The sequence below is a fragment of the Paenimyroides marinum genome (genome assembly GCF_900108395.1).
Classification (GTDB): Bacteria; Bacteroidota; Bacteroidia; order Flavobacteriales; family Flavobacteriaceae; genus Flavobacterium; species Flavobacterium marinum.
Genome location: NZ_FNXE01000013.1, coordinates 54,324 through 65,969, shown reverse-complemented (window position 1 = coordinate 65,969; position 11,646 = coordinate 54,324). Strand labels below are relative to the sequence as shown.

At 34.4% G+C, this 11,646-nt stretch carries 10 protein-coding genes; 7 read left to right on the top strand and 3 right to left on the bottom strand.

The window, feature by feature from the left end; translation table 11 throughout:
- Positions 1-352: 352 nt before the first annotated feature.
- The gene (locus BLW20_RS06105; RefSeq protein ID WP_143037742.1) at positions 353-1,171 is read left to right on the top strand and encodes a toxin-antitoxin system YwqK family antitoxin; all 819 of its coding nucleotides are present in this window, start codon (positions 353-355) and stop codon (positions 1,169-1,171) included.
- Between the two features lie 30 nt (positions 1,172-1,201).
- The gene (locus BLW20_RS06100) at positions 1,202-1,846 is read left to right on the top strand and encodes a hypothetical protein (RefSeq protein WP_143037741.1); all 645 of its coding nucleotides are present in this window, start codon (positions 1,202-1,204) and stop codon (positions 1,844-1,846) included.
- Positions 1,847-1,980: 134 nt separating this feature from the next.
- Here BLW20_RS06100 and BLW20_RS06095 read toward each other — a convergent pair whose 3' ends face one another.
- Entirely contained in the window at positions 1,981-2,370 is a 390-nt protein-coding gene (locus BLW20_RS06095; RefSeq protein WP_091097488.1) for a DUF1573 domain-containing protein, read from the bottom strand.
- 192 nt (positions 2,371-2,562) lie between these two features.
- Here BLW20_RS06095 and BLW20_RS06090 point away from each other — a divergent pair, with 192 nt between their 5' ends.
- Positions 2,563-5,196, top strand: a complete 2,634-nt coding sequence (locus tag BLW20_RS06090; RefSeq protein ID WP_091097485.1) for a valine--tRNA ligase — start codon at positions 2,563-2,565, stop codon at positions 5,194-5,196.
- A gap of 135 nt (positions 5,197-5,331) precedes the next feature.
- Here the strand turns inward: BLW20_RS06090 and BLW20_RS06085 are convergent, their stop codons facing one another.
- Both BLW20_RS06085 and BLW20_RS06080 read right to left on the bottom strand, forming a co-directional pair.
- Entirely contained in the window at positions 5,332-6,441 is a 1,110-nt protein-coding gene (locus tag BLW20_RS06085; RefSeq protein ID WP_245725282.1) for an inorganic phosphate transporter, read from the bottom strand.
- A 24-nt stretch (positions 6,442-6,465) separates the two neighbouring features.
- Positions 6,466-7,110 carry a DUF47 domain-containing protein gene (locus BLW20_RS06080; RefSeq protein WP_091097481.1) on the bottom strand — a complete coding sequence of 215 codons (645 nt, stop codon included), beginning with the start codon at positions 7,108-7,110 and terminating at the stop codon, positions 6,466-6,468.
- A gap of 163 nt (positions 7,111-7,273) precedes the next feature.
- On the opposite strand from BLW20_RS06080, the gene BLW20_RS06075 reads away from it, so the two are divergent.
- From BLW20_RS06075 to BLW20_RS06060, 4 genes are all read left to right on the top strand, one after another.
- On the top strand, positions 7,274-8,917 hold the full coding sequence (locus tag BLW20_RS06075; protein ID WP_091097506.1) for an acyl-CoA carboxylase subunit beta: 1,644 nt from the start codon (positions 7,274-7,276) through the stop codon (positions 8,915-8,917).
- A gap of 170 nt (positions 8,918-9,087) precedes the next feature.
- A complete protein-coding gene (locus BLW20_RS06070; protein ID WP_091097477.1) occupies positions 9,088-10,482 on the top strand; it encodes a DHA2 family efflux MFS transporter permease subunit in 1,395 nt (464 codons plus the stop codon).
- Positions 10,483-10,619: 137 nt separating this feature from the next.
- On the top strand, positions 10,620-11,024 hold the full coding sequence (locus BLW20_RS06065; protein ID WP_091097474.1) for a hypothetical protein: 405 nt from the start codon (positions 10,620-10,622) through the stop codon (positions 11,022-11,024).
- A gap of 28 nt (positions 11,025-11,052) precedes the next feature.
- Positions 11,053-11,580, top strand: a complete 528-nt coding sequence (locus BLW20_RS06060) for a hypothetical protein (RefSeq protein WP_091097470.1) — start codon at positions 11,053-11,055, stop codon at positions 11,578-11,580.
- Positions 11,581-11,646 lie beyond the last annotated feature (66 nt).

The window sequence follows — 11,646 nt, the reverse complement described above, 5'->3', positions numbered from 1 at the left end:
TATGCTTGTAGACAAGCATATCAAATTTATCTTTTGGAATAAAATTGATGATTTGTTTGAAAATCGGCTGACCGACTAATTTCTTTTCTGTATCTTTATTGCTCATATTTTTGATTTGTCGTAAAACCAAAATATGAAAAAAGGAGCTAACCACAATGGGAAGCTCCTTAATTTTGAAAAGTTAGTCGGTTAGTAGTGATTTCTATTCACATTTTTTATTCTTATTAGTTGTAAAGAAGGTGATTTTAATGATGAATCCAAAAGAAACGAAAATTGGGCTTATTGGATTGATGAAGATTCAGGTAAGGCTTCGTGGATTCCAATAGCTGATGAAACTACGGTAGAAAACGGAGTGTACCACTTATTTTATGCAAATGGAAAAATTTATGAAAAGGGTAAATTAAAGAATAAAACTAACGTTGATACTGTTTTTAGATATGATGAGAATGGAGATATTATCAAATATCAAATTTATCAGAAAGATACTATTTTGTCCGTTTATTTAAAAGATGGGGATTATTTAGAGAAATATCATAACGGTAAAATTTATCAAAAAGGTAAATTAACAAATGGTGTTTTTAATGATGATTGGGTTAGATATTATGAAAATGGACAACCAGAATGGATACAAGAATATACAAATGGAACTGGGACAGTTACTTGGTTTTTTGAAAATGGGAATGTTTCCTCAAAAGAATATCGTGTTAACAGAAAGGCACATGGAGAAGTAAAGCATTGGTATGAAAATGGTAATTTAAAAGAAGTGTCATATTGGATAAATGGTTTACAAAATGGTTTATATAGTCTTTATTATGAAAATGGAGCTTTGAAAAATGAAGCAGAGTGGAAAAATGGGAAATCTCATGGAAAAAATGAAGATTGGCATAAAAATGGGAATAGAGCGTCATTGAATTTTTTCGAAAATGACATTGTTGTAGGAAGTTTAAAAAAATGGAATGAAGAAGGACAATTGATAGCAGAAGAGAACTATGATAACGGGAAATTAAATGGTAAGTCTGTAAGATATCACGATAATGGTGCTATTTCTATAATTGGATATTTTAAAGAAAATAAACCATTTGGAATATGGGAGGATTTTGATAACAATGGGAAATTAATAAAGAAAAGATATTTTGAAAACGGAAATTTAATTAAAGAAGAAAAATTTTAATTAAACTCAAAACTAAAATCATAATAAATCATGCTAAAGTATTTGTTTATACTGATGTTTCCGGTTGCTTTGTTTGCTCAAAATAAAATAGAGGATACCACTACTTTAGATGAAGTAGTGATTACTACACATAAAAAGAAAAAGATTAAGAAACTTAAAATATCAGGCACTCCTGCTTATAATTCCTTTTCGCAAGGTGAATTTATTGTTACGAGTGTAAATGAAATCCCTAAAGGAAAAATTTCGTCGGTTACTTTTTACTTTAATACGTCATTTATCGACTTGGTTGATTTTGTTTCAGGGAAAAAATTTGATACGAATTATCTTGATGTGAAATTAGGATTATTAGTTTATGAGATGAACGAAAACCGCGAATTAGGAAATATCATTAGTAATTGTGAGATAACTTTCGTTGTTCCTCATAATCATAAAGGTGCTTTTAAGATTGATTTATCTACAATAGATTTTCCAAAAGATAAATTCTTTATAGGTTTTAAGGTTTTATCTCAAACAAATAAAGAAGAATATAATATTTATGTTCGTCTGTTTGAAAAAAACAATCACATTTCTTATTCTGAAATGATTATTAAAGATTTGACAAACCCGGAAAAAGAAACCAAAATCTTAACTCCTTATTTTGCAAATTTAAAAATGACTTTAGAAATTGAGCAATAATACTGTATATCAGACTTGTAAGATCTTTTTTAAAAAGAAAAAAACATAACACGAATATAATTTCATACCGGTTACCAAATAAAAAAGTACAGAATTTAAATGCTGTACTTTTTTATTTTTGTAGTAAAAATAGTTTAGCTTTCTACAACTTTTCCTTTAATGTAAAGCTGAACAGTACCGTTTTGAATGTTTTTAGCATTACTTTCAACGGTAATTGTTTTTGAGATAGGACCTAACCCCATATTGTACTTAACTTCAATTTTGTCCGATTTACCTGGCATAATCGGAGCTTCTGGTTTAGATGGAATTGTACAACCACAAGATGAACGTACGTTAGTAATTACCAAAGGTTCATCACCAGTGTTTGTAAATTCAAAAGATCTAACCCCACTGTCAACTCCTTTTACAACCGTACCATAATCAATGGTATTGTTTTCAGCTTTAAATTCAATTTTTGGACCAGTTTGTGCATATGAAGCAGCTCCAACCAATGTCATAGCTACTATTCCTAAAAATTTTCTCATTGTTTTAAATAATTTTAATTATGTAAATTTAATTAGTTTCAAATGAAAAACAAACATTTAAGTTTTTTTTTACATTTCATTAAGACTGATTTCAAAACACGTGCCAAAACATAACAAAATTTAATTTAATAAGTTTTGAAGAATATCGTATTTTTGTCGATTGACAATTTGATTTTTAAAACACACAGATATATGAGTATTCCGGCACAGTTTGAAGCAAAACAAGTTGAAGCGAAATGGTACGACTACTGGATGAAAAACAATTATTTTCGTTCAACACCAGATCATAGAACACCTTATACAATCGTAATCCCGCCGCCAAATGTTACGGGAGTCTTACACATGGGACACATGTTAAACAATACGATTCAGGATGTCTTGATCCGTCGTGCACGTTTAAAAGGTTTCAACGCATGTTGGGTACCCGGAACAGACCACGCTTCTATTGCTACCGAAGCGAAAGTTGTGGCTAAATTAAAAGCTGAAGGAATCAATAAAAGCGATTTAACTCGAGAAGAATTCCTTAAACATGCTTGGGAATGGACAAACAAATACGGTGGAACGATCTTAGAACAGCTTAAAAAATTAGGTGCTTCATGTGATTGGGAACGTACACAATTTACAATGAACGAAGAATTATCGGCAGCGGTCATCAAATCATTCGTAGATTTATACAACAAAGGATTGATTTACCGCGGATACCGAATGGTAAACTGGGACCCGGAAGCTAAAACGACGTTGTCTGACGAAGAAGTTATTTACGAAGAACGCCAGGGAAAATTATATCATTTAAAATATCAGATCGAAGGTACAAACGATTTCCTTACCATTGCAACGACACGCCCGGAAACTATTTTAGGTGATTCTGCTATTTGTATCAATCCGAACGATGAACGTTACACGCATTTGCGTGGTAAAAACGCCATTGTTCCCATCGTAAATAGGGTAGTACCAATCATTTTCGATGACTATGTGGATATGGAATTTGGAACGGGATGTTTAAAGGTTACACCTGCTCATGATGTGAACGATAAAGAATTAGGAGAACGCCACAATTTAGAAATCATTGATATTTTTAATGAAGATGCAACGTTGAACGATTTAGGATTACATTATAAAGGAAAAGATCGTTTTGTGGTTCGTGAAGAAATTTCTGAAGAATTAAAAACAATTGGTGCTTTAGAAAAAGTGGAAAATCATCTGAATAATGTAGGAACTTCAGAACGTACCAAAGCAGTGATCGAGCCAAGATTATCAGATCAATGGTTCCTTAAAATGGACGAATTGGTAAAACCTGCCATTAAAGCCGTTTTAGAAACCGAAGAAATCAAGTTATATCCAAACCGTTTTAACAACACGTACCGCCATTGGATGGAAAACATTCGCGACTGGAATATTTCGCGTCAGTTATGGTGGGGACATCAAATTCCGGCATATTATTATGGAGATGGAAAAGAAGATTTCGTAGTTGCAGAGACAAAAGAAAAAGCTGTTGAATTAGCAAGAATCAAAACATCAAACACCCAACTTCAGGCATCAGATCTTAAACAAGATGCCGATGCATTAGATACGTGGTTCTCGTCTTGGTTGTGGCCAATGTCGGTTTTCGATGGTATTGTGAATCCGGAAAACAAAGAATTTAAATACTATTACCCAACCAATGATTTGGTTACCGGTCCGGATATTTTATTCTTTTGGGTTGCCCGTATGATTATGGCAGGTTACGAATATGCAGGAGAAAAACCATTTTCAAATGTGTATTTAACAGGAATTGTGCGTGATGCTCAACGTAGAAAAATGTCGAAATCATTAGGGAATTCACCAGATCCGTTAGATTTAATTGAGAAATTTGGTGCCGATGGAGTTCGTTGCGGATTGTTATTATCCGCTTCGGCAGGTAACGATATTTTATTTGATGAAGAGTTGTGCAACCAAGGAAAAGCGTTTACCAACAAAATTTGGAATGCCTTCCGTTTAATTAAAGGCTGGGAAGTTTCAGAAACCATTCCGCAACCAGAAGCTTCAAAAGCAGCTGTTGCATGGTACGAAGCAAAATTGCAGAAAACTTTAGTAGAAATAGAAGATTATTTTGAAAAATACAGAATTTCTGATGCGTTAATGGCAATCTACAAATTAGTTTGGGACGATTTCTGTTCGTGGTTCTTAGAAATGATTAAGCCGGGGTATCAACAACCAATTGATGCAGTTACGTTTAAAGCAGCCATTGAACTATTAGAAGCTAACTTGAAATTGTTACATCCATATATGCCGTTCTTAACAGAAGAAATCTGGCAACACATAACAGAACGTTCTACGGAGGATGCTTTAATCATTGCAAAATACCCGGAATTAACTTCGTATAACGAAGAGTTAATTGCAGATTTTGATTACGCTGCTGAGGTTATTTCAGGGATCAGAACGATTCGTAAAGACAAAAATATTTCATTCAAGGAAACCGTCAATTTAAAAGTATTGAACAAAGACAACAAACCAACTACTTTTGATGCGGTTATTATAAAATTAGGAAATATTGCTGATTTAGAGTATGTTTCAGAACAAGTTTCAGGTGCATTATCTTATCGTGTAAATTCTAACGAGTATTTTATCCCCATTTCCGGATCGGTAAACGTTGAAGAAGAAATTACAAAATTAGAAGAAGAGTTAAAATACTTAAAAGGATTCTTAAAATCGGTTCAGGGAAAATTATCAAACGAGAAATTTGTAAACGGTGCACCGGAACAGGTTATTGCGAATGAACGCAAAAAAGAAGCCGATGCATTATCTAAAATTGCTACGATTGAGCAATCAATAGCAGGGTTAAGGTAGTTAAATAAAGATGTATTTAGATAAAAAAATGCCTCAAGAGATACTCTCCTTGAGGCATTTTTTTATAACTATAACATCAAAGGTTGATATTTTAGTGTTCTAATTTTTAGGTAAAATATAATTGATATTCAATCCTTAAACAAATAAGTGTACCAAATGGTAAACACCCATTGCAACTAATGCAGATACCGGTATAGTTAAAATCCATGCCCATAGCAAAGAGATCGTTACACCCCAACGTACGGCTGACACCCGTTTTGTGATCCCTACCCCAATAATAGATCCGGTAATGGTATGCGTAGTTGAAACAGGTATTCCCATGTGTTCAGTAACATATAAGGCAACAGCACCGGCAGTTTCGGCAGCTACACCTTCTAACGGAGTTACTTTTGTAATCTTAGACCCCATGGTTTTTACAATTTTCCAACCACCACTCATTGTTCCTAAACCAATAAAGATAAAAGATGCTAAAGGTACCCACCACCAATGATCAACAAATAATTTAAAATGGTCGACTCCTTCTTGAAGGTATTGCGGATCGAAATCTACATTTATGTGGTAAAAGATCACAGCGGCACCAATAATTCCCATTACTTTTTGGGCGTCATTTCCTCCGTGTCCCAAGCTAAATAATGCTGATGATACCAATTGTAACCTCTTAAACCATTTTTCGGCTTTGTGAGGGTTTGCTTTTCTACAAATCCATAAAATGGCGATGGTTATAAAATAAGCCAGAAACATTCCTAAAAAAGGTGCTCCGAAAATAAATAGAAAGATAGGAATTACCTTTGCGTAAACAATTACATCCTCGCCATTTACTACGAATCCACCGGCGTGTGCAATGGCAGCTCCAATAAATCCACCAATTAAAGTATGTGACGATGAGGAAGGAATTCCCAGTTTCCATGTGGCTAAATTCCAAAGTATGGCAGCAACCAACCCGGCAAAAATCACTTCGAGTGTGATGAATTGTTCATTAATAGATTTGGCAATGGTGTTACCAATTTTAAATTCGCCAATAATATATAAGGATATAAAATACGCCGCAAAATTAAATGCTGCAGCCCATAAAACTGCTTGAAAGGGAGTTAAAACACGCGTGGTTACAATGGTAGCAATAGAGTTTGCCGCATCATGAAATCCGTTAATATAGTCAAAGCCTAAGGCTAAAACAATGATTATTATAAGCATTATTCCTTCGGGTCTGCTTATAATATCTGTAAATGCACTTAAAAACATTTCCATAATTATTTGTATGTTTTAATTGATTTACGCGTATTTAACAGTAATAGTTTCCAGTACGTTTGCCACACGGCGGCAACTGTCGGTTGCTGTTTCTAAAGCATCCATAACTTCTTTGTATTTAATAATTTCAATAACGTTTGTTTCGTTTTCAAAAATATCGGCAACCGCTTTGTCAAACACTTTATCGGCTTTACGCTCTAAACGCAAAATTACTTTACAACCTTCTGCTATTGCTTTTAAGTTTTTCATATCTTTTAAATCAAGTAAGCTTTGTGCTACCTGATTGCAAGCTTCTAAATTAGCTTCGGTAAGTTTACGTAAAGGTTTGGTAACTTTGTCAATTTGATATAAACGCATACGCGAAGCAGCATCGCTTAAATGATCGGCGATTTCATCAACAGCAGTCATTAAATTGTTTATGTCTTCTCTATCAAAAGGTGTAATGAAGTGACGTTCTAATTCCACACGGGTCGTTTGAACAATTGCCTCTATTTCCGATTTTAAAATCTCTACTTCTTTTAATAGTTTTTCTCTGTCGTTAGCCGGCAAGTTTACCGCTTCGTGCAATGTTTCCGATAATAATTTAATTTTATTAGCGGCTTGTTCAAACAAAGGAGAAAACGTCTTATCCTTTGGAACTAAAAACTGAAAGATTGAATTTAATGACATCGTTTATTATTTTTTTGCGTTGCGAAAATACTAATCTAATGTTAACTTAATATTAAATTTACATCTAATATAAAAAAATAAATCAACGTAGCCTTTTTTTATAAATCGGATGAATATTTGTAATTTAGCAAAATTCAGGAATTTAAACGAAATTGTATATCAAATGGACTTAAACTTCAATAAAAACGAAGATTATAATAAATTACTCTTATCAGAATTAAGACAAAAATTTGCAAAAGTTAAAGTAGGCGGCGGCGAAAAAAGAATTGAAAAATTACATAGTCAAGGCAAAATGTCTGCACGCGAACGCATTGATTATTTGTTTGATAAAGATGCTAAATCAATCGAAATTGGTGCTTTTGCCGGTGAAGGTATGTACAAAGAACACGGCGGGTGTCCGTCTGGTGGCGTAGTGGTAAAAATAGGTTATGTGAAAGGCAAGCAGGTTATTGTTGTTGCCAATGATGCTACCGTAAAAGCCGGAGCATGGTTTCCCATTACCGGTAAAAAGAATTTACGTGCACAGGAAATAGCTATTGAAAACCGCCTGCCGATTATTTATCTGGTTGATTCAGCCGGAGTTTATCTGCCAATGCAAGATGAGATTTTCCCTGACAAAGAAAACTTCGGACGCATTTTCCGCAACAATGCCATTATGTCGTCTATGGGAATTACGCAAATTGCAGCCGTTATGGGAAGTTGTGTTGCCGGAGGTGCTTACCTGCCGATTATGAGCGACGAAGCGTTGATTGTTGACAAAACAGGAAGTATCTTTTTAGCAGGATCATATTTGGTAAAGGCAGCCATTGGCGAATCAATTGATAATGAAACCTTAGGCGGAGCTACCACTCATACCGAAATTTCGGGCGTGACCGATTACAAATCTAAAGACGATAAAGATTGTTTAGACACCATTAAAAATATTGTTGATAAAATGGGCGATTTCGATAAAGCCGGATTTAGCCGTATCGAGCCTAAAAAACCAGCTTTAAAACCTGAAGATATTTACGGTATTTTACCAAAATCAAGAGCCGAACAATACGATACCATGGAAATCATCAAGCGTTTGGTTGATGATTCAGAATTTGAAGAATACAAAGCCGGTTACGGACAAACAATCATTACCGGTTATGCACGTATCGACGGATGGGCTGTAGGAATTGTTGCCAATCAAAGAAAAGTGGTTAAAACCACCGGAGCCAAAACAAAACCAAGTGAGATGCAGTTTGGCGGCGTAATTTATTCTGATTCTGCCGATAAAGCCACTCGTTTCATTGCGAACTGTAACCAAAAGAAAATTCCGTTAGTGTTTTTACAAGATGTTACCGGATTTATGGTAGGCAGTAAATCTGAACACGGAGGTATTATTAAAGACGGAGCCAAAATGGTTAACGCGGTTTCCAACTCTGTGGTTCCTAAGTTCACTGTGATTATGGGAAATTCTTACGGAGCCGGAAATTATGCAATGTGTGGTAAAGCCTACGATCCACGCTTTTTCCTTGCTTGGCCAAGTGCCGAATTAGCGGTAATGGGTGGTGCGCAGGCAGCTAAAGTATTGTTGCAAATTGAAGCTTCTTCATTAAAAGCAAAAGGAGAAGAATTAACACCTGAAAAAGAAGCAGAATTGTTTGATAAAATCAAAGCAAAATACGATGCACAGGTTTCTCCGTACTATGCTGCAGCCCGTTTGTGGACAGATGCTATTATTGATCCGTTAGAAACAAGAACCTGGATTTCTATGGGGATTGAAGCGGCAAATCACGCTCCCATCGAAAAACCATTTAATTTAGGCGTTATTCAAGTATAACTATTTGTTTAAGGTTTCAATTTTAATTTAAACGTAGTCGAAAGTTTTTATAATTTCCGACTACGTTTTAAGGTTTATAAGGGAAACTTATTTAACTGGAGTTTTAGGTAATATGTTCACATTATCAGAACTTTAAATGTTAAATCTTTTGACTTTCAGATTTAGAATTTATGATAAAAGAAAATCCGTCGTCTTTTGAAAGATACTTGCCATTGGTTACCGCAGTGGCTATGTTTATGCAATCATTAGACGGAACCATTTTAAACACTTCGCTGCCAAGCATTGCTAATGATATGAATTATTCACCGTTAGAAATGCAATCGGTCATTGTTAGCTATACGTTAACTTTGGCGTTGTTCATACCTTTATCAGGTTGGATGTCGGATAAATTTGGTACAAAAAAAATGTTTATTTTCGCCGTGTTTTTATTTACGCTGGGGTCGCTTTTTTGTGCCTTATCAATAGATTTGCTTACCTTGAATTTATCGCGAATTCTTCAGGCAATTGGTGGTTCAATGATGGTGCCCATTGCCCGGTTGGCGATCCTGTATCAGTATCCGCGCAATCAGTTATTAAAAATAATGAATTACATAACAATTCCCGGATTATTGGGTCCGGTGATTGGTCCCAGTTTAGGCGGATTTTTATCAGATAACTTTTCTTGGCACTGGATTTTTCTGGTAAATCTTCCCGTGGGAATACTGGGAATGATCCTCGCATGGAAAATTATGCCCAATTACAAAAACGCCGTTGGTAAATTTGATATTTTAGGACTGGTGTATTTTAGTCTGGCATTGGTATTTATAACACTTGCCATGGAGTTAAGCAGCGTAGGCATCAATCATTACAGTTTAATTTTAGCTTTAGTGTTTTTTGCAGGATTGCTTTTTGTGCTGTATTACAAACATTTCAGAAAAACCGAAAAGCCCATTATTAACTTAAATCTTTTTAAGATACGTACGTTGCGTATTGGTTTAATAGGTAGTTTAATTACCCGTTTTGGTATTAGCGGATTACCTTTTTTATTGCCGTTAATGATGCAGGTGGGGTTTGGGTTTTCTGCATCAAAAGCAGGAATGATGTTGCTTCCTTCGGCATTAACGACCATTGCTGTAAAACCATGGATTGTGAAAATTGTAAAACACTTTGGTTACCGTAAGGTTTTAATAAGCAATACACTGTTTTTGGCGGCGATTATTTTTGTGTTTAGTTTTATGCAGAAAGACACCCCGTTAATGTATTATATTTTGCTAATGATTGCTTACGGAGCTTTCACATCTATTCAAATGACGGCGATGAACACCATTTCACTTTCCGATTTAAACGATGACCAGGCAAGTGGAGGTAACAGTTTACTGGCAGTAATGCAACAGTTGTCTATTAGCTTTGGTATTTCGATCGCTGCTTTGATTTTAGCTTTTTACAAAGATCAAATGGATTTTTACCACGGAGATTTAGTCACTGCTTTTCATTTAACATTGATTACATTAGCTATACTAACAGCCGTATCAAGTTTAACGTTTACCAAATTAAAATCAAACGACGGACACAAATTATCGGAGTAAATACTGTTCTGTATTCAAATAGGAAAAGCTTCTTGTTTTTTGTCAATCGATCTGTAATTTAAAATTCCATAGTTTTCCTTGCTTTAAATCAGCACAAACAAATAATTTTTTATCTTTACAGAATAAACTGCTAATGAATGAAAGCATATATATCTGTTGATACAGAAACAAGAAAATTGTTAGGAAAAGAAATTATTGCATTGGGTATGGCAATGAGTTCTGCTAATGTAGAGCATTTTATTTTTGTAGATAAATACGCTATGGAGGCGGGGCAAGAGGCAGAATTTATGCAAAAAGCAATGAAAGAAATAGACACCAGTAACTTTATAATTGTAGAAGCAACTAAGGTAAATGTTACATCGTGTGTAGAATTGGGATATGCCAAAGCAAAACGCAAACCAATTGTTTATTTGCAAAAAGCTGAAGCCGAAACCAACGAAGTGTTGTTTGCATTGAGCAACTTTCACATTCTGTATTCAAGTCCTAAAGATTTGTTTGACCAGTTAAGCGAATTCTTAAAAAACGTTTTACCACAAAATTAAGCTTTGAAATTTCAAAGCTGTTTTTTTTATGTACGTATTTCAATTGTTTCAAAAGGTAAAAAAGCAACCGGTACCAAAAATCATTAAATGGTTTGTGCTGTTGTTTTTAATTGTTGTAGCATTTTGTTTAGCTGCTGACCGATTTAAAACCATTAAAATAGTTTTACTGCTTATGGCATTGCTTATTAGTGGGTATATTGTTTTTTATCTGGCAACAAACCACAAGCGATTTCACTTTTTAAAAGGAATTTTTACCGGTACGATTGCCTTTGCTAATGAAGGAATTTATCTAAACTCCGATTTAATTTCTTATGATGATATAAATGAAATCACTTTTACAAATCACGATTTTATTGGCAAATTCAACAAACACTCCTTTTTAAATCCGTCGGTTTCCATCGGTGTAATGAATGGCATCAGGATCACACTAAAAAGTGGTGAAATTATTGAGCGTCATTTCCAAATGAAGCACGATCACGAACTGTTTAACGCATTTAAATTTCTTAACCAAAACAAAACACCTTATTTGTGGAACGAAAATTTTTTAGAACTATAAATGTTTTTTATTCAGGCTCAACGCTCTCCAAATAATTATTAATATATTTGTTCTAACTAACAAAGA

What these genes read in the sequence shown, in the direction of transcription:
- BLW20_RS06065 (WP_091097474.1), top strand. Translation starts at nt 10,620, where the DNA reads ATGAAAGCATATATATCTGTTGATACAGAAACAAGAAAATTGTTAGGA.
- BLW20_RS06075 (WP_091097506.1), top strand. Translation starts at nt 7,274, where the DNA reads ATGGACTTAAACTTCAATAAAAACGAAGATTATAATAAATTACTCTTA.
- BLW20_RS06100 (WP_143037741.1), top strand. Translation starts at nt 1,202, where the DNA reads ATGCTAAAGTATTTGTTTATACTGATGTTTCCGGTTGCTTTGTTTGCT.
- BLW20_RS06095 (WP_091097488.1), bottom strand. Translation starts at nt 2,370, where the DNA reads ATGAGAAAATTTTTAGGAATAGTAGCTATGACATTGGTTGGAGCTGCT.
- BLW20_RS06090 (WP_091097485.1), top strand. Translation starts at nt 2,563, where the DNA reads ATGAGTATTCCGGCACAGTTTGAAGCAAAACAAGTTGAAGCGAAATGG.
- BLW20_RS06060 (WP_091097470.1), top strand. Translation starts at nt 11,053, where the DNA reads ATGTACGTATTTCAATTGTTTCAAAAGGTAAAAAAGCAACCGGTACCA.
- BLW20_RS06070 (WP_091097477.1), top strand. Translation starts at nt 9,088, where the DNA reads ATGATAAAAGAAAATCCGTCGTCTTTTGAAAGATACTTGCCATTGGTT.
- BLW20_RS06085 (WP_245725282.1), bottom strand. Translation starts at nt 6,441, where the DNA reads ATGGAAATGTTTTTAAGTGCATTTACAGATATTATAAGCAGACCCGAA.
- BLW20_RS06080 (WP_091097481.1), bottom strand. Translation starts at nt 7,110, where the DNA reads ATGTCATTAAATTCAATCTTTCAGTTTTTAGTTCCAAAGGATAAGACG.